Origin of the sequence: Synechococcus sp. RedBA-s, assembly GCF_024345495.1 — a bacterium.
Lineage (GTDB): Bacteria > Cyanobacteriota > Cyanobacteriia > PCC-6307 > Cyanobiaceae > Regnicoccus_A.
On record NZ_JAGQBF010000002.1, the window covers coordinates 54541 to 76172 of the forward strand.

The window sequence follows — 21632 nt, forward strand, 5'->3', positions numbered from 1 at the left end:
TCGGCTACTGACGCGAACCAACTTACCTGGCTGGGGGTCGTGGCTTTCCAGCCCTGCAACGGTTGTTGGTCCGGCCGCTGGACCGCCGCTGCCTACGATCACAACGAGAGCGCACAGGGCCATGGTTGCAGCGAACAGCGGCGAACTCTCCGGCTACGACCTGGTGGTGCAGGGGCTGATCCCCGGCTACGCCAGCCTTGCCCGCCTGGGTGTCGCCCTGCTGGCGGCCTCACCTCTGGCCGGCAAGGCCGGCGCCCAGGTGCTGGTGGCCGGCTGCGGCACCGGAGCCGAGCTGGTGGAGGCCCTGGCCCAGCGCCCCGACTGGGGGCTGAGCGCGATCGATCCCTCCGAGGCGATGCTCAAGGCCGCCCAGCAGCGTCTCGGTGAAGCGGCCACTGGCCTGAGCTGGCGGCAAAGCACGGTGGAGGATCTGGACCCCGGAGCCAGCTTCGATGGAGCGCTCTCGGTGTTGGTGCTGCAGTCCCTCCCCGATGACGGCAGCAAACTGGCGTTTCTTTCCGCCCTGGCCCGCTGCCTCCGGCCTGGGGGCCAACTAGTGCTGGTGGATCTGATGCGCCCGGCACTGCCTCTCCTGGAGGAGCAGATGGCGGAGGCCTGGGTCGGGTTCCAGAGGGCCTCGCGGCTGGAAGCACCGCTTGAGCTGCTGGAGCCCCTCACCCACGGCACCCATCCCGTGGGTCTTGCGCGGCTCACTGCGCTGGTGAACGCAGCGGGCTTCGGCGATCCGGCGCGGGTATTCCAGGCCCTGGATTACGAGGGCTTTCTGCTGCAGCGCGCCTCCTGATCGGCTCGGGCCGCCTGGATGCAGCTCTCCAGCAGGGCTGGCACCGCAGCGGCGTCCTGCCAACCGATGATCTCCACCGCTCGCCCCTCCAGATTTTTGTAGGTGCGAAAGAACTCAGCCACATCTTCCAGCTGATTGGCAGCAATCTGGCGAATGCTGCGCAGTCCGCTCTGACGGCCATCGGCCTCGGGCACGCACAGCAGCTTGCCGTCATAAGCCCCACAGTCGATCATCTCGAGGAAGCCGATCGGTCGGGCGCTGATCAGGCAGCCGGCGAAGGTGGGCTCCTCCATGATCACCATGGCATCGAGGGGAGCGCCGTCCTCCGCGAGGGTGTTGGGAATGAAGCCGTAGTCGAACGGATAGCGGACCGAAGAAAGGAGCACCCGATCGAGGGCCATCAATCCGGCGGCACTGTTGTATTCGTACTTGTTACGGCTACCGGCGGGGATTTCCACCACCAGATTCACCAATCCCTGGGATGGCGAGGCGGCCAGGCTGCTGATGTCCACGGCTGATGGGGATGGAAGAGCTGGGATCAGAGCGCAAGGTGCTGCGCTCCAGCAGAACGGCACCGATTGGAACCATCAGAGCCAGCAGGGCGATGGTGGCTCCCAGCAGCGGCGATCCTGGATCAAGAAACCCGTCAGGGTTGTAGGGATCTGGACTGGAATCCCCGTTGGCTTGACTGACACCCGGTCCTGACTGGGCGGCAGTGGGTGAAGCAGTGACTGAAGACGTGGCTGAAAACGTATGGGCGAGAACGGCTGGGGCTACAGGAGTGCCGGTTCGCGGAGGTTCGGAATCCATGGAGAGGGAGGAGGGAGCAGCTTCCGGGGGCAGCGTTGGGGCGGCACTCAGGCCGCTCCTGGAGCTGAACAAGGAAGCAGTGCCGGCTGGGCCTTGGGAAGCAGATCGTCCCGCGAGCAAGCAAGAACCAACCTCAATATGCCACTTCCGGCAGCCATTGGCCCGTTTGATGTTGAAGAGCTCAGGCTGCGGGGCGCGACTGCTCCAGCTGATCGCGCTTGCTGCTGAGCACGGCCGGGCCCTGGTCCAGTCCCTGGAGACTGTGACGGATGGCCTGCAGTTCCTGCAGGATCGAGCTGAGCAGTTGCTGGGTGGCGGTGGAGGGTGAATTGAGCACCTCCACGGTCACTTCCTTGATGCGCAGCACATCGCGAGCGAAGCGAGCCACCTCGTTGGGGTGAAACAGCAGCGCCTCCTTCTGATCAGTGCGGTATTCGGGGTTGAGCTTGCGCGAATTGAAGGGTGGGTTGAGGTTGCGCGGATCGGTGTTGGTGTATCGGTACACCGAGGCCCTGGACCGGTTGAGGGCCTTCTGCACGTCATCGATGCCGATGAGCCCTTCGCTCGGCTCGGTGGGCGCGGGGTCGGGCAGGCCGGCAGGCCAGGAGGACGCCACGGTCGGTGGAAGCTCTCCGCCGGAGCCGGCCGTGGGTGCAACCATAAGACTTATTTTGGACGGCTGGGAATTCATGCCGACGCTAGCAGAGGAGGCCTGGTCAGCCAGGCCACTGCAGCGCCCCAGCCGGTGGGGTGATTAAACCGGCCCATCAGGAGTTCGGCAAGGCCCGGTGATAGGGTCCCAGCCCGCTGAGGCTACCCATTCCATGCGCGTCTCCCGCCTGATGCTGGTGACGTTGCGGGATGACCCTGCCGAAGCCGAAATCCCGTCCCACAAGCTGTTGCTGCGCGGCGGCTACATGCGCCGGGTCGCCTCGGGCGTCTACGCCTACCTGCCCCTGCTCTGGCGGGTGCTCAGCAAGATCTCGGCGATCGTGCGCCAGGAGATGGACGCCACAGGCGCCCTGGAGACCCTGTTGCCCGCCCTACAACCCGCCAGCCTCTGGGAGCGCAGCGGCCGTTGGCAGGGCTACACCGCCGGGGAGGGGATCATGTTCCACCTGGTGGATCGCCAGGAGCGCTCCCTTGGGCTGGGTCCCACCCATGAAGAGGTGATCACCTCTCTGGCCGCCGACCTGCTGCGCTCCTACCGGCAGCTGCCGGTGAGCCTCTACCAGATCCAGACCAAATTCAGGGACGAGATCCGGCCCCGCTTCGGCTTGATGCGCGGGCGCGAATTCATCATGAAGGACGCCTATTCCTTCCACGCCGACGAGGCCGACCTTCGGCTCACCTATGAGCGGATGGACCAGGCCTACCGCCGCATCTTCAACCGCTGCGGGCTGCGCACCGTGGCGGTGGAGGCCGACAGCGGCGCCATCGGTGGCTCGGCCAGCCAGGAGTTCATGGTCACCGCCGATGCCGGTGAGGATCTGATCCTCAGCAGTGCCGATGGGCGCTACGCCGCCAACCAGGAGCGGGCCTGCTCCCTGCCGGAGCCAGCCGTTCCCCTGGTCTGCGCCACGGCTGAGGCGGTGGAGCTGCACACGCCCAGACAGCACAGCATCGAGGCCCTCTGCGCCGCCCATGGCTTCGAGCCGAGCCAGACCGTGAAGGTGCTGCTGCTGCTGGCCCGCTGCGCCTTGGGCCAGGCGCGGGTGGTGCTGGTGAGCCTGCGCGGCGATCAGCAGCTCAACCCCACCAAGCTCGCCAATGCCGTCAGCGGGGCCCTGGCTGAGAGCGCCGGAGCCCTGCTGGACCTGGAGCCGATCACCCCGGAGCAGATCCGCTTAGAAGGCCTGCCTGGCTGGCCCCTGGGCTGCCTTGGCCCGCATCTGGGCGATGAGTGGCTGGCCGGCGCCCACAGCTGGCAGCCCACTGTTCTGCGCCTGGCGGATGCCACCGCGGCGGAGCTGGAGGTCTTTGTCTGCGGCGCCAACCGACCCGACACCCACCTGGTGGGAGCCCGCTGGTCGGCCCTCGGCGACCCCCGGCCGATCGTGGCCGACCTGCGCTCAGCCCAGCCGGGGGAGCGCTGTCTTCAGGACCCCGGCCAGAGGCTGGAGTCCAGCCGCGGCATCGAGGTGGGACACATTTTCCAGTTGGGGCGCAAATACTCCCAGGCCCTTGAGGCCACCTTCACCAATGAACAGGGTCTCGACGAGCCTCTGTGGATGGGCTGCTATGGCATCGGCGTGTCCAGGCTGGCCCAGGCCGCCGTTGAGCAGCACCACGATCAGCACGGCATCTGCTGGCCGGTGGCAATCGCCCCCTTCGAAGTGATCGTGGTTGTGGCCAGCGCCCAGGACCCCGTTCAGGTGGCCCTCGGCGAGCGCCTCCATGACGAGCTTGAGCAGGCGGGTCTGGAGGTGCTGCTCGATGACCGCAGTGAACGGGCCGGGGTGAAATTCAAGGACGCCGATCTGATCGGCATTCCCTGGCGGCTGGTGGTGGGCCGCGGGGCCGCCGCCGCCCAGGTGGAGCTGGTGGAGCGAGCCAGCGGAGCCAAGCGCGACCTGGGCGCGGAGGAGGTGGTGACGCTGCTGCGGGAGCTCATCACCGCCGCCCGCCTCGGACTGACGGCGACACAGAGCTCGTAAGATCCCCCAACGACATGTGGAGATGGTGATGACTGTTGTCTGGGGGGTTCTTTCCCGTGCCGCTGAAACCACCCTGGGGACCGCCCGCCAGGCCTGTGCAGCTGTCCTGGCAGCACTCAGCAGCCTGTTCGCTCCCCCCAACTGGAGCCGCAGAGTCACCCCCCTGCTGACGTTCGTTCTGGGCCTCAGTCTCACCCTCAGCAGCTGCGGCAGCGTCAGCAACAGCCTCAGTGGCTCCTATGTCGAAGACACCATGACGGTGGCTGAATCGCTGCTGGGAACCATCGCCATCAGCCAAGATGACCCGGCTCGCTCCGAAGCAGAAAGCGAGGCGCGCGTCTTGATCAACGATTACATGGCCCTCTACAGGCCGAAGGGACGGGTGAACGGACTGCCCTCCTTCACCACCATGCAGACAGCGCTCAACTCCCTGGCCGCGCACTACACGAATTACGCCAACCGTCCACTGCCCGACACGCTCAAGGCCCGCCTGGAGAAGGAATTGAGGAAGGCCGAAACCAGCGTGGTCCGCGGAACCTGACGGCTGGGTCCCAACCCTCAGCCAGCTTGCCTGCAGGCCACCGGCCTTTGACGAAGGGGCTGGTCATCTGAGAGTCTTGGCCCTTGTGCTTAGAAGCGGCTGCGGGCCGCTGTGTCCTTGGCCAATGTTGTCGTCATCGGTGCACAGTGGGGCGACGAGGGAAAAGGAAAAATCACTGACCTGCTGAGCCGATCCGCCGATGTGGTGGTTCGTTATCAGGGCGGTGTCAACGCCGGTCACACCATCGTGGTCGACGACAAGGTGCTCAAGCTGCACCTGATTCCCTCTGGAATTCTCTACCCCGACACCATCTGCCTGATCGGTTCCGGAACGGTGGTGGATCCGCGGATCATGCTCGAAGAACTCGACATGCTCGGCGACTACGGGATCGATATCTCGGGGTTGAAGCTGGCTTCCACAGCCCATGTCACCATGCCCTACCACCGCCTGCTCGATCAGGCGATGGAGCAGCGACGCGGGGAACGCCGCATCGGCACCACCGGCCGGGGCATCGGTCCCACCTACGCCGACAAATCGGATCGCAACGGCATCCGCGTGATCGACCTGCTCGATCCCGAACGCCTGCGCCAGCGTCTGATGGGGCCGCTGGCCGAAAAAAATCTGATCCTTGAGCGGATCTACGGCCTCGAACCGCTCGACCCCGAAGAGGTGCTGAGGGAGTACCTGGCCTATGGCGAGCGGCTGGCCCCCCACGTGGTCGATTGCACCCGCACGATCCACAAGGCCGCCCGAGCCCGTCAGAACATCCTCTTTGAGGGCGCCCAGGGAACCCTGCTGGACCTCGACCACGGCACCTACCCCTACGTCACCTCCTCGAATCCCGTCTCGGGAGGCGCCTGCATCGGCGCCGGTGTCGGCCCGACGCTGATCGATCGGGTGATAGGAGTCGCCAAGGCCTACACCACCCGGGTGGGCGAAGGACCCTTCCCCACGGAGCTGCAGGGCAGCCTCAACGACCACCTCTGCGACCGAGGCGGCGAGTACGGCACCACCACCGGCCGCCGCCGCCGCTGCGGCTGGTTCGATGGGGTGATCGGCCGCTACGCCGTGGAGGTGAATGGCCTCGACTGCCTGGCCATCACCAAGCTGGATGTGCTCGATGAGCTCGATGAGATCCAGGTGGGCGTGGCCTATGAGCTCGATGGTGAGCGCATCGAGCATTTCCCCAACAGCGCCGAGACTTTCGCCCGCTGCCGTCCGATCTACCAGACCCTGCCGGGCTGGCAGTGCTCCACCGCCGAGTGCCGCGCCCTGGAGGATCTGCCCGAACCAGCCATGGCCTACCTGCGCTTCCTGGCGGAGCTGATGGAAGTGCCGATCGCGATCGTCTCCCTCGGTGCCCAGCGTGACCAGACAATCGTGGTGGAGGATCCGATCCACGGACCCAAGCGCGCCCTGCTGAACGTATGACAACCCATGCCACCGACCGAACCCTCGATGTGGTGGGCATCGGCAACGCCATCGTCGATGTGCTGGTCAGCTCCGACGACGCCTTCCTTGAAGCGCACGGCCTGAGCAAGGGCGGCATGGCCCTGGTGGACGCCGAGCAGGCCCAGCGTCTCTATGCCGCCGCCGGGCCGGGCCTGGAAACCTCAGGCGGCTCGGCCGCCAACACCTTGGCGGGCCTGGCGATGCTGGGGGCTCGGGCCGGCTTCATCGGCCGGGTGCGCGATGACCAACTGGGGGCGATCTTCAGCCACGACATCCGCTCGGTGGGGGCCCGTTTCGAGACCCCGGCCGCCAGCAGCGGAGCGGCCACCGCCCGCTGCCTGATCCTGGTGACCCCCGATGCCCAGCGCACGATGTGCACCTTCCTGGGGGCCTCCGTGGACCTGGAGCCCGCCGACCTCGACCTGGATCTGGTGCGTCAGGCCGGGATGCTCTACCTGGAGGGCTACCTCTGGGATGGGGAGGCGGCCAAGCGGGCCTTCCTCGCCGCGGCTGAGGTGATGCGCGCCGCAGGCGGCCAGGTCGCCCTCTCCCTCTCCGATGCCTTCTGCGTCGAGCGGCACCGCGACAGCTTCCTGGAGCTGGTGGATGGCCATGTCGATGTGCTCTTCGCCAACGAAGCCGAGATCACCGCCCTCTATCTATGCGACGACTTTGAGGAGGCGATGGAGCAGGTGCGCGGCCGCTGCTCCATCGCCGTGCTCACCCGCGGGGCCCTCGGTTCGGTGGTGCTGGGCGGCGGCGAGGTCCATCGCATCGAGCCCCGGGTGATCGGCCCGCTGGTGGACACAACCGGGGCCGGCGACCTGTACGCCTCCGGCTTCCTCTACGGCCTCAGCCGAGGGGAACCCCTGCAGCGCTGCGGCCAGCTGGGATCCCTCTGCGCCGGCCAGGTGATCACCCAGCTTGGTCCGCGGCCGCGGGTGTCCCTTCCCCAGCTGGTGGCTGAGCAGCTGGGAGCCCCACCCGCTGCAGCAACGGCTCCAGGGGCCACAGCTCAGCCCCACTGATTGGTTCCTCCGGTCGCTTCAGCAGCAGCAGGGTCAACCCCAGCTCAGCGCAGAGCTGCTGCCAGAGCTGCTCCGTGGGCCCACCCGACTGACGGCAGAGCACAGCCGTGATGGCCCACTGCAGCAGCAGCGCCCTCTCGATGGCGCCTGGGGCTGAGGCCGGCAGACCCGTACCGGGCCGGTGACAGGCGAGGGCCTCGGCGCCTAGGCCCGCCGCCAGGGCCAGCCGCAGGCTGGTGGGGCTGGGCAGGATGCGGGCAAAACAGGCCCCGGCGCCCGCCAGCTCCACCGCTCTGGGCAGGTGGCGGGCACCGATGGCCAGCAGCAGCCGCTCGTCGCCCAGGTCAAGGCCGGCCAGATCCTCCAGCTGCTCCAGCAGGATCAGCCTGGATCCGGACCGCCAGCGGGCCGGCGGGCGCCGTAGGCGCAACAGCGGCTGGCGGTGCTGGGCGCAGACCGCCGCCAGATCAGCGCTGATGCGGCAGGCAAAGGGGTGGCTGGCGTCGATCACCCAGCGGAAGGGAGCCAGGGGAGCCTCCTGCAGCTCGGCTGCGATCGCCCTGGGCCCCGCCAGTGCCCCCAGGCGACTGCCCAGGCGCGGGTGGGGGGCATAGGCCCGCAGGGCGTCTTCGCTCACCAGCGACACCTGCACGCTCCAGCCGGCGGCCAGCAGCCGGGCGGCGATCAAGGGGCCCTCACCGGTGCCGCCCAGCAGCCAGATCGTGGAGTTGGGTCCGTGCATCAAGATGGGGCCCGCTGTCGCCGAATGGGTCGTGAACCAGTGTTTGCTCGAGGTGGTGGTGCTGGAGGCACCCCAGGTGCGCTACACCCAGGACAACCAGACGCCGGTGGCGGAGATGTCCGTCGAGCTCGACGGGCTCCGCCCCGATGATCCCCCGGGCCAGTTGAAGGTGGTGGGCTGGGGCAATCTCGCCCAGGATCTGCAGAACCGTGTGCAGGTGGGTCAGCGGCTGATGATCGAGGGGCGCCTGCGCATGAGCACCTTCGCCCGCCCCGATGGCATCAAGGAGAAGCGCGCCGAGTTCACCCTGGCCCGCCTGCATCCCCTGACGGGCGGGGGATCCGAGGCCGCCACGGCTGCGCCGGCGCGCACGATTCCCCGTCCGGTGCCTTCGGCGCCAAGGCCAGCCACTCCAGCGCCGCGCCCGGCAGTGGCCGCGGAACCAGCGCCGCCCACCTGGAACACCTCACCGCTGGTGCCAGATCTCGCCGACGACGACGACGAGATCCCCTTCTGAGGCCTGGATCAGCCGGGTTCGAGCCGCTGGCGGGCCTGGTCGAGCAGCTGACCGAGTTCCCGCTCCAGGGCCGCGAGATCCAACCTCAGATCAGGCCAGCGGCCAGCATCGATCTGCTGTAACAGCCAGAGGCGGTCTTCGGTGAGCTGATCCAGCAGCGTCAGCGTGCTGGGGTCGCTGAATGGAATCTCCGACGGGGATGACGACGCAACGGCAGACGAGATAAGCGGATCGGCATCGGGGCTGGGCTGATCCATGGCCTGTGCGGCTCCTCGGGAATGCTCGCCATCCTGGACCGCGTTGCAGGAAGATGGCGGGATGGAAGCACTCACATCGCCGGGCAGCCTGCTGACCATCCTGGGCGCGGCGCTCACGGTGATCGGCACGATCGCCTACGCCACCGACAGCCCCAACATCAGCCTGGCGGGGGTCTTCTACGGGATTCCGGTGCTGCTGGGGGGCCTGGCCCTGAAGTCGTCCGAGCTTCCTCCAGCCCAGCGGCTGACGCCGGTTGCTGAGCTGCGGGAGCTGCGGGAACGCCCCGAAAACGAGCCCCTGAGGGTGTTGCTCAAGGATGTGACCCGCTGGCGCTACGGCCAGAAGGCCCATCTGGAGAGCTCCCTCGAAGCCCTCAAGCTCTGGAACGACGACGCACCTCCGCAGCTGCTGAGCGTGGCCGAGCGGGATGTGGATGGCGGTTATGGCCTGGTGCTCCACTTCCTCTGCCAGGGGGTGCCGGCGGAGCGCTGGCAGGCCAGGCAGGAGCGGCTGGGTCGTTTCTTCGGGCCCGACCTCCACGCCGAACTGCGGCTGATCTCCCCTGGAGAGCTGGAGCTCAGCCTGATGCCCGGCGCGGATGTGGCCGAGTCCGCTACCGCAGCCTGAACCCCGGCCCCCTCACCCACTCTCTTCGTGTCTCCCTTGAGCCAGGACCCCGTCATCAGCGCAGAAGACACCCTGCGGGTGTCTGTCCTCAGTGAGGCCCTCCCTTACATCCAGCGCTTCGCCGGCCGCCGCGTGGTGGTCAAGTACGGCGGCGCGGCGATGGTACGCGAAGACCTGCGTGATGCGGTCTTCCGTGATCTGGCCCTGCTGGCCTGCGTGGGAGTGCAGCCGGTGGTGGTCCACGGCGGTGGACCGGAGATCAACCAGTGGCTGAAGAAGCTGGAGATCCCCGCCGAATTCCGCGATGGCCTGAGGGTCACCGACCTCGACACCATGGATGTGGTGGAAATGGTGCTGGTGGGCCGGGTCAACAAGCAGATCGTCAATGGTCTCAACCGGGTGGGCGGGCGAGCGGTGGGCCTCTCCGGCAGTGACGGGGGCCTGGTGGAGGCCCGCACCTGGGGGGAGGGCTCCCACGGTTGGGTGGGGGAGGTGGCGGCGGTCAACCCCGATGTGCTCGCCCCCCTGCTGGAGAACGGTTACATCCCGGTGATCTCGAGTGTGGCCGCCGATCCCAGTGGCCAGGCGCACAACATCAATGCCGACACGGTGGCTGGGGAGCTGGCAGCGGCCCTTCAGGCCGAGAAGCTGATTCTGCTCACGGACACCCCGGGCATCCTGCGGGACCGAGAGGATCCCTCCACCCTGCTGAGGCAGATCACCCTTCCTGAGGCCCGGGAGCTGATCCGCAGCGGCGTGGTCAACGCGGGGATGACCCCCAAGACCCAGTGCTGCATCCGGGCCCTGGCCCAGGGGGTGGGCGCCGCCCATATCCTCGATGGCCGTGTGCCCCATGCCCTGCTGCTGGAGGTGTTCTCCGATGCCGGTGTCGGCACGATGGTGGTCGGCAGCAGTCGCGCGGCCGAGCGATCAGGTGCGCTGCGGGGTGGCTGAGGATCCGCTGGCGCCGGCCCGGGCGGCGATCGATCGGGGGGAGTATGGCCGTTGCCTGCGCCTGCTCGAGCCGATCGTGGCGGCCCATGGGGTCACGGTGCCCCTGGGGGGCAGCGCGAGGATGTTGATGGCCACGGCCTTGATCGGCCAGGGGGAGACGGAGCAGGCGGCCAGCTGTGTGCGCGGTCTCAAGGCTTGCGCCGATCCGGAGCTGCGCCGCCAGGCCCGCGACCTCAGCTTGATCCTGGAGGCCCCCAACCTGCAGCGACCGGAGAACTGGTCGCTCACCCTGCCGCCGATCGGGGCCGTGGAGTCGCTGCAGCAGCGGGTGGTCTCCCTGGCTCAGGACCGCCCGGGCCGCGCCAAGCCGGAAACGTCGCCGCCGCCGGTGGGTCCGACACGGGCACCGCTGGGCTTTGCGTTTGTGGTGCTGGCGGTGCTGCTGCTGCTGCTCACCGGGATGCTGGGGGGATGCCTGCGCGTCGAAACCGACCTGAGCCTGCCGGCGCCGGGCCGCCTCGAGCTCATCCAGATTCTCACCAGCACCAGTGGGCGCTGGATGCCCTGGCAGCGTCAGTTCAGCGCCACCCTCTCCGCCGACCCTGAGCTGAGCCGCTTCAGGCTCTCCCAGGAACCGGATCAGGGCCGCCTCCTGATCAGCAGTGGCATGGTCTCAGCGGCCGAGGCCAGCACCCTGCTGCAGCGCTTGAGCCTCGATGCCGGCGAGCTCACCGGGTTAGCCCTGCCCAAGCCAGTCCTGAGCCTGCAGGAACGCAACTGGCTGCTGGGGGTTCAGCAGCAACTGGGCTTCGAGCTCGACCTGCGCCAGGTGCAGCCCCTGCCGGGTCTGAGCTTCCAGGTACACCTGCACTCAGTGGGCGCTGGGGCGGTGAGCACGGCCGAACCGCTGGCGGTGCAGCCGCGGCCCGGGGGGCTCAGCTGGCCCCTGCAGCTGGGGGCCAGCAACCGGCTGGAGCTGCGCAGTTGGCGCTGGAGTCGCCTCGGGCTGGGCAGCCTGCTGATCGTTCTGCTGCTGCTGCTCAGCCTGGTGCTGCAGCGGCTGCGGCGGCAGGTGGGATTCGGCTGGCCGGAGTTGCCCTCTCCTTAGGGGGCCATCAGAGAGCGGCCATCAGAGCTCGATCGGATCGGGATCAATCGAGAGGCTGACATGGCGAGTCAGGCCAGCGCGCAGCTCGGCTTCTGGCGGCAGGGGCAGGTCGGCGCCGGCGGGACCGTGCAGCAGCAACTGCCAGCGGTAGCGGCCGGCCACCCGTGCCACAACGGCAGGGGCGGGTCCGATCAGCTGCCAGCCGGCCAGCTCCACCCGGGGGCGCAACTGTTCGGCGAGGGCGGCGGCGGCAGTGGCGGTAGCGGCTCCAGATGGGCCCGCCAGGCGCAGCAGGCAAGCCCGGCTGAAGGGCACCAGTCCCGCCTGGCGGCGCAGCTGCAGTTCCGCCTCGAGAAAGGCGTCGTAGCGGCCATCGATCAGGTGCTGGATCACGGGGTGCTCCGGCAGGTAGGTCTGCACGATCACTTCCCCGGGGCGCTCCCCCCGGCCGGCCCGCCCGGCCAGCTGCAGCAGCAGCTGCAGGCAGTGCTCAGAAGCGCGCAGATCCGGCCGGTGCAGCAGACCATCGGCCGCCAGCACCGCCGCCAGGGTGACCCTGGGCAAATCCATGCCTTTGGCCAGCATCTGGGTGCCCACCAGCACATCCGCCTCCCCGGCCTCGAAGCGGGCCAAAAGGCGCCTGTGGCCGTCGCGGCCGCGGGTGCTGTCGCGATCGAAGCGCAGCAGGCGCAGGCCGGAGAGTTCCTGCTCCAGCTGCTCCATCACCCGCTGGGTGCCGGCACCGAAGGGCTTGAAGGCGCTGGAGCCGCAGGACCCGCAGCGGGAGGTCAGGGCCTGGCGGTGGCCGCACCAGTGGCAGCGCAGGGTCTGGCTGCCATCTCGCAGCCGGTGAACGGTGAGGGCCACATCACAATGGGGACACTCGACCACCTCGCCGCAGCTGCGGCAGCTCAGGAAACTGCTGTAGCCGCGCCGGGGCACCAGCACCACCGCCTGCTCCCCCCGCTCCTGCAGCCGCTCCATCCGCTCCATCAGGGCGCGGCTGATCAGGCGGCGATGGCCTTCCGCCAGTTCCTGGCGCAGGTCCACCACCCGCACCGGCGCCGCCTCCTGACCACTGATGCGGAGGCTGAGACGCAGCAGGCTGGCCGGCTGATCTCGGCGCCGGCAGGCCAGCCAGGTTTCCAGGGAGGGGGTGGCGCTGCCCAGCACCAGGGCGGCTCCAGCAGCGCGGCAGCGCAGGCGGGCCACGTCCCTGGCGTGATAGCAGGGCATCGGGCTGTCCTGTTTGTAGGAGCTGTCGTGCTCTTCATCGAGCACCACCAGGCCGAGGCGGGCCAGGGGCAGGAACACCGCCGAGCGGGTGCCCACGGCGATCAGCGCTGTGTCGCTGTCCGCCTGCAGGCAGCGGCGCCAGGCGGCGATGCGCGCCCGCTCCGAGAGCCCGCTGTGGAATTCGAGGATGCGCCCGCCGAAGCGGGCGCGGCAGCGATCGAGCAGCTGAGGGATTAGCCCGATCTCGGGGGTGAGCAGCAGGGCGCTGCGGCCAGAGGCCAGGCAGGCCGCCGCCGCCTGCAGATAAACCTCCGTCTTGCCGGCCCCTGTCACCCCCCAGAGCAGGAACTCCTGGTACCCGGAGGCCGAGAGAATCCGCTTCAGAGACTCCTCTTGCTCAGGCAGGAGGGGCCGGGGGGATTCGAGTGCTGCGCTGGCTGGATCGGGCGGAAGCTGTGCGGCTCCGGCCGCCGCCGCGGCGCTGCCAACCGCCAGCCGCTGGCTGCTGCGCAACCAGCCCTTGGCCGCCATGACCTTGAGGAGGGAGCGGCTGAAGCCCCAGGCCGTGATCGTGCTCTGGGGGGCCGCCCAGCCGGGGCAGGCCCGCAGGCGTTCGCTGAGTTGCTGCTGGCGATCGCTGAGCGGCTGGGGGCTCTCCAGCAACTCCAGCCAGAGCTGGCTGCGCGGCTGGGCCTGGGGCCGCCCCGACCGCTGGCCCAGCCAGCCGGGAGGCAGGGCTGTTTTGAGGGTTCGAAACAGGCTGGTGTGGCAGTGACGGGCCACCTCCTGCAGCAGCGCCTGCCAGTGGGGATCGACGGCGGCAGCCTGGTGCAGGCCTGTCACGGGCTGGATCACCGCTGGATCGAGATCGGCTGGGGGCGCCGTGAGAAGTTCGACCACCAGCCCGATCTGGGGGCGTCCCCGCAGTCGCAGCGTCACCAGATCCCCGGCGGCTACCACCAATCCAGCTGGGGCGGAATAGGTGAAGATCCGCCCCTCGCGACCGGCCTCCACCCAGACCTGAACCCAGTGCGGGAGCAAGGACTTCTCCAACAGTGTCGAGATTCGCCTTGCAAACCCCATAGGGGTTTCTTAAGATAGTGGTGTTGAGCAGCTCCACCAGCTGCTGTCGGAACCAGGCAGAGTTCCGTCCAGTGGGAAGACATGATGTGCAGGCCGATTGGGGACCCCTCCCCTGCGCGCCTCCCGGTCTGCGAACACCCCTGACAGCACTGCCGGTCCCCCGGGCCGTTCCCCGTCGTCAGGTCTTTGGTTCCACCGCTTCCACCCGGCCCTTGATGGCGCCTGTTCTTGATCCTGGTCGGCCATCGGCTGCACCTGGATATTGAAGCAACGTTTTGTGTCGTGATGGTGTCATTGCGCGCAATTGGCCTGGCTGTTTTGCCGGCCTGATCCTTTCGGCCCAATTGTTTTCACCCGACCATTCCGTCACCCCGTCGCAGTTCCGCTATGAGCCCAGTGTCCGCCGCCAACCCCAAGCCAGGCGTTCCTCAGATTCTGATGGTGGCTGCTCCATCGGGAGAGGAAGTGGCGGTGAAGCTGAAGCCGAAGGCCACCACCAGCAACGCCAAGCCCTCCACCAAACCCAAGGCCGACCCCGCGGCGGCTGCCGGTGGCAAAGGCGAGACCCTGGCGGCGGCCAACACCGTCACCCGCACCCGCAAACCCGCTGCCAAGGCCACCAAGGCTGTCAGCAGCAAAGCAGCGGCCAAAACCAGCAGCACCAAAGCCAAGGCCACCACCGCCAAAGCAGCGGCCAAGTCCAAGGCTGACGCCCTCGCCGCCGCCGGTGGCAGTGATCTCAGCGCGGCGGCCGACCACCTGCTGGAGGCCGCTGATGGGGCCAAGGACAAGAAGCCCGCCGCGAACGCCAAGTCCCTGGCCAGCATCAAGGTGGGCCCCAAGGGCGTGTACACCGAAGATTCGATCCGGGTTTACCTGCAGGAGATCGGCCGCATCCGCCTGCTGCGTCCCGATGAGGAAATCGAGCTGGCGCGCAAGATCGCTGATCTGCTGCTGCTGGAGGAGCTGGCCAACCAGTTCGAGCAGGACAACGGCCACTATCCCGACAACAAGGAATGGGCCGTCCTGGTGGACATGCCCCCGGTGAAATTCCGTCGGCGCCTGATGCTGGGCCGCCGTGCCAAGGAAAAGATGGTGCAGTCGAACTTGCGCCTGGTGGTCTCGATCGCCAAGAAGTACATGAACCGGGGCCTCTCCTTCCAGGACCTGATTCAGGAAGGCAGCCTCGGCCTGATTCGCGCCGCTGAAAAGTTCGACCACGAGAAGGGCTACAAATTCTCCACCTATGCCACCTGGTGGATCCGCCAGGCGATCACCCGCGCCATCGCCGACCAGAGCCGCACGATCCGTCTGCCGGTCCACCTTTACGAAACAATCTCCCGCATCAAGAAAACCACCAAGGTGCTCTCCCAGGAGTTTGGCCGCAAGCCTACCGAGGAGGAGATCGCGGAGAGCATGGAGATGACGATCGAGAAGCTGCGCTTCATCGCCAAGTCAGCCCAGCTGCCCATCTCCCTGGAAACTCCGATCGGCAAGGAGGAAGACTCCCGCCTGGGCGACTTCATCGAAGCCGACATTGAGAATCCCGAGCAGGACGTGGCCAAGAACCTGCTGCGCGAAGACCTCGAAGGCGTGCTGGCCACCCTCAGCCCCCGAGAGCGGGACGTGCTGCGTCTGCGCTACGGCCTCGACGACGGCCGCATGAAAACCCTCGAAGAGATCGGTCAGATCTTTGATGTGACCCGCGAGCGCATCCGCCAGATCGAGGCCAAGGCCCTGCGCAAGTTGCGGCATCCCAATCGCAATGGTGTGCTGAAGGAGTACATCAAGTAATCCACAATCCGCCACCAGCCTGGTGAGCGAGATCATCCATCCGGGCTGCCGCCCGGTTTTTTTTCTGTTCCTTGCCGGATGGTGTGTTGATCACTCAGGGGTGGATGGCGTGGCTGGAGCGCGATCAGCGTCGGCTCTGGCTGGCAAGTGGTCTGGGTTATCTGCTGCTGTGCTGGCTGGCGTTCTTTCAGAACCTGGGCAGCCTCTCGCTGATGGACAAGACCGAAGCCCTCTTCGTGGAGGTGGGTCACCAGATGCTCGAGAGGGGGGACTGGATCACCCCGATGTGGAATGGCGAACTCTTCTTCGATTACCCCGTCTGGGGGTACTGGATGGTGGGCCTCAGCTTTCGCCTCTTCGGTGTGAGCGAGTGGGCCGCCCGCCTGCCGGTGGCCCTGGCGGCCAGTGCGGTGGTGCTGGCGGGGTTCGGCCTGCTCTGGGTGAGCGGCAACCCTGAGGAGGGCCTGCGCCAGCGCTGGCAGCGCTCCGCCTTCGCTGCGACCCTGCTGGCCCTGAACCCTGGCTGGATCGGCTGGGGCCGCAGTTCCGTCACCGACATGTTCCTGGCCAGTGCCATCGCCCTGAGCCTGTTCGGGTTTTTCCTCAGCTACAGCCAGCCGGCCGGCAGCGGCCCCCGTCGCCTGGGCTTTGCAGCAATGCCCCTGTTCAGTGCCATCGCCGTGCTGGCCAAGGGCCCCGTGGGCCTGGTGCTGCCCGGGCTGGTGGCCGTGGTGTTCCTGATCGCCCAGGGTCAGCTGATCCCCTACCTGCGACGCCTGCCGTGGTTGGCGGTTGCCGCAATCTTTCTAGCGGTGGTGCTGCCCTGGTACGTGCTGGCGGCCCAGGCCCATGGCATGGCCTTCCTCGGGGGCTTCTTCGGCTTCAGCAATATTCAGCGCTTCACCTCGGTGCTGTACCGCCATGCCGGGCCATGGCACTTCTATCTGCCCTGGGTGCTGCTGCTGCTGCTGCCCTGGTCGTTCCACCTGCCCGTGGCGTTGGTGCGCCTGCGCTTCTGGCAGCTGAAGGCCTGGCGCCGCCAACCACCCCAGGCTCAGTTGGCATTCTTCGCCTTGGTCTGGTTCCTGGCGGTGCTGCTGTTCTTCTCCGCCGCCGCCACCAAGCTGGCGGGCTACATCCTGCCGCTGGTGCCAGCGGCCGCCCTGCTGCTGGCCCTCTACTGGTTTCCCCTGGCCACCGTCGCCCCTGATGGTGGCAACCCGCCGGACCGGCCCCAGCGCTGGAGTGCCTGGGTCAATGCCCTGGTGTTCGCCGCCCTGGCGCCCGCCGCCGCCCTGGCGCCCCGCTGGGCCGCCACGGATCCGGCCTATCCCGGTTTTGCGGCGGCCCTGAGCCGCTCCGGCCTGCCCTCGATCCTGGCCATGATCCTGGCGGCAGCTGCCATTGCGCTGGTGGCTCTGCTGCTGCGACCCGGCCAGCCCCGGTCTCTGTGGCTGCCGGACCTGGCGGCCATGCTGCTGCTTCTGGCTCTGGTGGTGCCACCGCTGGCACCGCTGATGGAGAGCCAGCGCCAGCGGCCGGTGCGGGAGCTGGCGGAGCGGGCCGGAGAGCTGGCAGCGCCCGGCGAACCGCTCTGGGTGGTGGGCTACAAGCGCTACAGCGTGGTGTTCTACAGCGGCCGACAGGCTGTTTTCCTGGACAGCCCTGAGGGTGCCCGCGATGCCCTCAAAGACCTCTGGGGGCCTGGCACAAGCCCCAGCAGCGTCCTGATCTTCGGGGAAGAACACCGCCTCAGGAATCTGCCCGGCACCCTGCCGGGGGCCAGGTTGCTGGAGAGCCGCAGCGGTCATCAACTCTGGCGTGTTCCGCGTGGGGAAACGAGCGCTGATCAGGCACGATGAGTCGCCCAGATCACCAACGATCCGATCGGCTGGTCACTTGAACCAAACCTATTCCCCGATTTTTCGAACCCCCACCCCCAGATCAATCCGCCGCTGGCTGCGGTTGTTCAACCCGTTGCGGCTCCTGCTCTGCGGCCTGGCCGCCCTGGTGGTGATCCTGATCGAGCAACTGGTGCTCTCCCAGCAGGAGCCGGTCTTTGATGAGGCCGTGCTGGCCTGGCTGGGGGAGCGCATTCCCGAGGGTGTGGGCCGCTTTCTGGTGCTGGTGTATCAACTGAGCGGCACCCGCTTCACGGCGATGCTGGTGCTGGCGGCCCTGATCTTCCTGCTGATCAAACGCTCGTGGAACCAGCTGATCTGGCTGGCCATCGGTACCAGCGGCATTCTCTTGATCGTGGATCGCTGGTTGAAACCACAGTTCGACCGTGCCCGGCCCCTGGGTCGCCTGGTGGAGGTGATCGGCCGTAGCTTTCCCAGCGGCCATGCCGCCGGTGCAGTGGTGTTTTATTTCCTGATGTGCACGATCCTGGCAGAGCGCTATCCGCAGCTGCGCCGCCCGCTGGTGCTGGGCTCCGCCCTCTGGGTGGGTCTGATCTGGATCAGCACCCTCTACTGCCGGGTGCACTGGCTCACCGACATCATCGCGGGGGCGGCGGTGGGCTTCATCTGGCTGAGCATCTGCCTCACGAGCCTGCGCTTCTGCGCCGAGCGTCAGAGTGTCTGAGCCCCAGCAGGCCGTCATGACCGTCAGCAGCCCCTCAGACTCCAGCCCCTCGCCCCTTCTCAGCAGCCTGCTGGGTCTGCGCACTGCTCCCATCCTCGATGCGGCCCAGCGCCAGGCCCTGGCCCAGGAGCTGATGGGTCGCCTGGCGGCCTGCGACTGGTTCACCGTGGGTGTGATGGCCCCTTCGGCCCAGGCGGCCATCGCTGCCCTGCGCGCCTGTGAGTCCGCCCAGGGCTGGGAGCCCCTGCAGGCCGAGAGCGAGCTGCTGGTGGAGGGGCCGGTATTCCTGAAAGGGAACCAGCGCACCGGCCGCTTTCTGCTGCGCTCCGAGACCGGTCTGGGCGAGGGTCTGCTGGTCGGCGGGCAGAGCGAGCGCCATCCCGAGGTCACCGGCACCTGGGGACCGTTGCCCCTCGACTTTTTCGGCTGATCACGGTGTAGCCCGTTCTGGCAGGGCCACGGCCGGTCAGTCCTTAGGCTTGACCGCTGTTCAACGGCCACTCGGCCGGGCTGAGGAATCGATTGATGGCTGGCACCACTCTGCGCATCGCCTCCCGCCGCAGCCAGCTGGCGATGGTGCAGACCCACTGGGTGCGCGATGAACTGACCAGAGCCCATCCGGGCCTGGAGATCAGCATCGAGGCCATGGCCACCCAGGGCGACAAGATCCTGGATGTGGCCCTGGCCAAGATCGGCGACAAGGGCTTGTTCACCAAGGAACTGGAGGCCCAGATGCTGGTGGATCAGGCCGACATCGCCGTCCACAGCCTCAAGGACCTGCCCACCAACCTGCCCGAAGGGCTGATGCTCGGCTGCATCACCGAGAGGGAGGATCCCGCCGATGCCCTGGTGCTGCACGAACGCCACAGGGGCTGCCAGCTGGACACCCTGCCGGAGGGCAGCGTGGTGGGCACCAGCTCCCTGCGGCGCCTGGCCCAGCTGCGCCACCACTTCCCCCACTTCCAGTTCAAGGACGTGCGCGGCAATGTGATCACCCGCCTGGAGAAGCTGGATTCCGGCGCCTACGACTGCCTGATCCTGGCGGCTGCCGGCCTTGGACGCCTGGGCCTGGGTCACCGCATCGACGCCCTGATCGATCCCTCCATTTCCCTGCATGCGGTGGGCCAGGGGGCCCTGGGCATCGAATGCCGCCAGGGCGACCGTGCGGTGCTGGAGCAGATCAAGTCGCTGGAGCACCTGCCCACCTCCCGCCGTTGCCTGGCGGAAAGGGCCTTCCTGCGTCAGCTCGAAGGCGGATGCCAGGTGCCGATCGGCGTGAACAGCCGCTTCGAGGGGGACGAGCTGGTGCTCACGGGCATGGTGGCCAGCCTCGATGGCCTGCGCCTGATCCGCGATGAGGTCCGCGGCCCCCTGCAGGATCCCGAAGCGATCGGCCTCAGCCTCGCCCAACTGCTGCGCAGCCAGGGTGCCGGCGAGATTCTGGAGGAGATCTTTGCAGCTGTCAGGCCCGAAGCCTGAGGCAGGCTCAGCCGCACCTCTGGAGGGCGACACCCGCGGTCTGCCCTTTCAGTGGAGCCTGCTGGCTTGGGCGGCACTGGTGGGCATCCTCACCGGTGGGGCGGTGGTGGGCTTCCACTACTTGCTGGGATTCATCAACAATTTCCTCTTCGGCACCCTGGTGGAGTGGGTGCTGGATCTGGTGAGCGTCCAGCAGCTGGACCCGGCCACGGTGGAGGTGTTCAGCGCCCCGGATCCCGACTCCGGCACACCGCTCAAGGCGCTGTTGCAGCTGGGCCTGGGGGGGATCGGCTTCCTGCCGCCTCCACCGGCTCCCCTGCCAGAGCCCACGCCCCTGCCCCCGATCGGCCCCGCCGGATGGCTGGTCTCCTGGCCCGTGGTGATCGCTCCCCTGCTGGGGGGCGTGGCGGTGGGGCTGCTGCGCCAGCTGGGCCGCGATCTGGGCCCCAGCCTGCCCAGCTTGATGGCCATGGCCGACGGAGCGGCACCGGCCCTGCCGCGGCTGCCTGCTCTGCGGCTGTTGGCGGCCTCCCTCAGCCTCGGCAGTGGTGCCTCCCTGGGCCCTGAGGGGCCGAGCGTGGAGAGCGGCGGCAACCTGGGTCTGTGGGTGGGGCTGAAGGGACGGCTGCCGCCCGAATCCCAGAAGGCCCTGGTGGCTGCGGGGGTGGCCGCCGGACTGGCAGCCGGCTTCAAGGCCCCGATCGCTGGGGTCTTCTTTGCCTTTGAAGGGGCCTACAGCGCCATCCCGGGGCGGCCCAGTCTGCGGGCGGTGCTGGTGGCGGCGGTGGCCTCATCCCTGGTGACCCAGCTGTGTCTGGGAGATGAGCCGATCTTCCGCCTGCCGGCCTATGAGGTGCGCTCTCCACTGGAGCTGCCGCTTTACCTGGGCCTGGGGCTGGTGGCCAGCCTGATGTCGTGGGCCCTGGTAAGCCTGCTGGCGGCCGGGCGCAGTGAGCCTGTGCAACGCCGGTTCGCCAGGCTGCCCCTGTGGCTGGTCAATGGCCTCGGTGGTCTGGCCGTGGGCGTGCTGGCCCTGGGCTTTCCCCAGGTGCTGGGGGTGGGCTACGACACGATTGAGGCGCTGCTCGGCAGTGAAGGGGGGGTGGCGCTCACCACCCTGGCGGCCCTGCTGGTAGTGAAGTTGCTGGCCACGGGGCTTAGCAATGCCACCGGGTTCGTGGGCGGCGGCTTTGCTCCGGCCCTCTTCCTCGGTGCCGTGCTCGGCAATCTCTACGGCCAGCTGCTGGGAGCCGGTGGCTTTGGTCTGCCTGTGGCGGAACCACCGGCCTACGCGATGGTGGGCATGGCGGCGGTGCTGGCCGGGAGCGCCAGGGCGCCGCTGACGGCCTTGCTGCTGCTGTTCGAGCTCACCCACGACATCCGCATTGTGCTGCCCTTGATGGCGGCCACCGGCCTCAGCGCCGTGCTGGTGGAGCGCTGGCAGGGGCTGGCGGATCCTGGTCTGCTGGGGCCTGATCCCGCCGAAGAGGAGCGGCGGCAGGAGCTGGCTGGGCTCACGGTGTTGGAGGCCCTGGAGGCGGAGGCTCCGCTGGTGCTCTCAGCCGGCACCACGGCCCGGGAAGCCCTGCGATTGCTGATCAAAGCCCACGGCCATTGTCTGGTGGTGGAGCGTGATGGCTGGGTGATCGGCGTGGTGACCTTGATCGACCTGCAGCGAGCCATCAGCGCCGGTCACGGGGGTGGGGAGGTGGCGCTGGAGGACTGTCGCCGCTCCGATCTGCTCTGGCTGCCGAAGCAGGCGAATCTGGCCCAGCTGGAGGACCAGCTGGTGCCCAATGGCCTCAGGCAGGTGCCGGTCTTCGACCTGATCGGTCCTGGCCCGACTCAGTTACCCGCCGGCTTGCCGAACAACGGGCTTCAGGCCCACGCCCTGATGGGCCTGGCCAGCCGGGATGGCATGGCCAGGGCCCTCGCCCGCCAATTGAACAGCTGAG

At 67.9% G+C, this 21632-nt stretch carries 20 protein-coding genes; 15 read left to right on the plus strand and 5 right to left on the minus strand.

What is annotated here, in order from left to right; all coding sequences use genetic code 11:
* Positions 1 to 121 precede the first annotated feature (121 nt).
* Positions 122 to 805 carry a class I SAM-dependent methyltransferase gene (locus KBY67_RS01175; RefSeq protein WP_255107740.1) on the plus strand — a complete coding sequence of 228 codons (684 nt, stop codon included), beginning with the start codon at positions 122 to 124 and terminating at the stop codon, positions 803 to 805.
* On the opposite strand, the gene KBY67_RS01180 is transcribed toward KBY67_RS01175, so the two are convergent.
* Positions 772 to 1317: an inorganic diphosphatase gene (locus KBY67_RS01180; protein WP_255107742.1), complete on the minus strand. Its 546-nt coding sequence runs from the start codon at positions 1315 to 1317 to the stop codon at positions 772 to 774. The genes KBY67_RS01175 and KBY67_RS01180 overlap by 34 nt on opposite strands.
* Before the next feature lie 479 nt (positions 1318 to 1796).
* Entirely contained in the window at positions 1797 to 2276 is a 480-nt protein-coding gene (locus tag KBY67_RS01185) for a hypothetical protein (protein WP_255107745.1), read from the minus strand.
* A gap of 163 nt (positions 2277 to 2439) precedes the next feature.
* Here KBY67_RS01185 and KBY67_RS01190 point away from each other — a divergent pair, with 163 nt between their 5' ends.
* From KBY67_RS01190 to KBY67_RS01205, 4 genes are all read left to right on the plus strand, one after another.
* Complete coding sequence (locus KBY67_RS01190) at positions 2440 to 4272, plus strand: proline--tRNA ligase (RefSeq protein WP_255107747.1); 1833 nt, start codon at positions 2440 to 2442, stop codon at positions 4270 to 4272.
* Between the two features lie 28 nt (positions 4273 to 4300).
* Positions 4301 to 4813, plus strand: coding sequence for a photosystem II protein Psb27 (gene psb27 / locus KBY67_RS01195; protein WP_255107748.1), 513 nt, complete (start codon positions 4301 to 4303; stop codon positions 4811 to 4813).
* A gap of 111 nt (positions 4814 to 4924) precedes the next feature.
* The gene (locus KBY67_RS01200; protein ID WP_255107750.1) at positions 4925 to 6244 is read left to right on the plus strand and encodes an adenylosuccinate synthase; all 1320 of its coding nucleotides are present in this window, start codon (positions 4925 to 4927) and stop codon (positions 6242 to 6244) included.
* A complete protein-coding gene (locus KBY67_RS01205; protein ID WP_255107751.1) occupies positions 6241 to 7293 on the plus strand; it encodes an adenosine kinase in 1053 nt (350 codons plus the stop codon). The genes KBY67_RS01200 and KBY67_RS01205 overlap by 4 nt, the downstream gene beginning before the upstream one ends.
* Here KBY67_RS01205 and KBY67_RS01210 read toward each other — a convergent pair.
* Positions 7181 to 8035: a precorrin-6A/cobalt-precorrin-6A reductase gene (locus KBY67_RS01210; protein WP_255107753.1), complete on the minus strand. Its 855-nt coding sequence runs from the start codon at positions 8033 to 8035 to the stop codon at positions 7181 to 7183. The genes KBY67_RS01205 and KBY67_RS01210 overlap by 113 nt on opposite strands.
* A gap of 31 nt (positions 8036 to 8066) precedes the next feature.
* On the opposite strand from KBY67_RS01210, the gene KBY67_RS01215 reads away from it, so the two are divergent.
* A complete protein-coding gene (locus KBY67_RS01215) occupies positions 8067 to 8552 on the plus strand; it encodes a single-stranded DNA-binding protein (protein WP_255107764.1) in 486 nt (161 codons plus the stop codon).
* A gap of 8 nt (positions 8553 to 8560) precedes the next feature.
* Here the strand turns inward: KBY67_RS01215 and KBY67_RS01220 are convergent, their stop codons facing one another.
* Positions 8561 to 8809, minus strand: coding sequence for a hypothetical protein (locus KBY67_RS01220; protein ID WP_255107765.1), 249 nt, complete (start codon positions 8807 to 8809; stop codon positions 8561 to 8563).
* Positions 8810 to 8870: 61 nt separating this feature from the next.
* Here KBY67_RS01220 and KBY67_RS01225 point away from each other — a divergent pair, with 61 nt between their 5' ends.
* Genes KBY67_RS01225 through KBY67_RS01235 form a run of 3 tightly spaced genes read left to right on the plus strand, consistent with a single transcriptional unit; the run spans position 8871 to position 11499 of the window.
* Positions 8871 to 9437, plus strand: a complete 567-nt coding sequence (locus KBY67_RS01225; protein WP_255107768.1) for a DUF2854 domain-containing protein — start codon at positions 8871 to 8873, stop codon at positions 9435 to 9437.
* Between the two features lie 36 nt (positions 9438 to 9473).
* Positions 9474 to 10391 carry an acetylglutamate kinase gene (argB, locus tag KBY67_RS01230; RefSeq protein ID WP_255107770.1) on the plus strand — a complete coding sequence of 306 codons (918 nt, stop codon included), beginning with the start codon at positions 9474 to 9476 and terminating at the stop codon, positions 10389 to 10391.
* A complete protein-coding gene (locus KBY67_RS01235; protein ID WP_255107771.1) occupies positions 10384 to 11499 on the plus strand; it encodes a DUF3153 domain-containing protein in 1116 nt (371 codons plus the stop codon). Before argB ends, KBY67_RS01235 begins: the two co-directional genes overlap by 8 nt.
* A gap of 21 nt (positions 11500 to 11520) precedes the next feature.
* Here the strand turns inward: KBY67_RS01235 and priA are convergent, their stop codons facing one another.
* Positions 11521 to 13818: a primosomal protein N' gene (gene priA / locus KBY67_RS01240; RefSeq protein ID WP_255107773.1), complete on the minus strand. Its 2298-nt coding sequence runs from the start codon at positions 13816 to 13818 to the stop codon at positions 11521 to 11523.
* Between the two features lie 387 nt (positions 13819 to 14205).
* On the opposite strand from priA, the gene rpoD reads away from it, so the two are divergent.
* The 6 genes from rpoD (at position 14206) to KBY67_RS01270 (ending at position 21631) form a co-directional block, all read left to right on the plus strand.
* Entirely contained in the window at positions 14206 to 15612 is a 1407-nt protein-coding gene (gene rpoD / locus KBY67_RS01245) for an RNA polymerase sigma factor RpoD (protein ID WP_255107776.1), read from the plus strand.
* A gap of 104 nt (positions 15613 to 15716) precedes the next feature.
* On the plus strand, positions 15717 to 17474 hold the full coding sequence (locus KBY67_RS01250) for a glycosyltransferase family 39 protein (RefSeq protein ID WP_255107779.1): 1758 nt from the start codon (positions 15717 to 15719) through the stop codon (positions 17472 to 17474).
* Positions 17475 to 17589: 115 nt separating this feature from the next.
* A complete protein-coding gene (locus KBY67_RS01255) occupies positions 17590 to 18198 on the plus strand; it encodes a phosphatase PAP2 family protein (RefSeq protein ID WP_255107781.1) in 609 nt (202 codons plus the stop codon).
* Positions 18199 to 18214: 16 nt separating this feature from the next.
* On the plus strand, positions 18215 to 18628 hold the full coding sequence (locus KBY67_RS01260; protein WP_255107784.1) for a DUF1824 family protein: 414 nt from the start codon (positions 18215 to 18217) through the stop codon (positions 18626 to 18628).
* A 95-nt stretch (positions 18629 to 18723) separates the two neighbouring features.
* Positions 18724 to 19677, plus strand: a complete 954-nt coding sequence (gene hemC / locus KBY67_RS01265; protein ID WP_255107786.1) for a hydroxymethylbilane synthase — start codon at positions 18724 to 18726, stop codon at positions 19675 to 19677.
* On the plus strand, positions 19652 to 21631 hold the full coding sequence (locus KBY67_RS01270; RefSeq protein ID WP_255107788.1) for a chloride channel protein: 1980 nt from the start codon (positions 19652 to 19654) through the stop codon (positions 21629 to 21631). The genes hemC and KBY67_RS01270 overlap by 26 nt, the downstream gene beginning before the upstream one ends.
* The last annotated feature ends 1 nt before the right edge of the window (position 21632 follow it).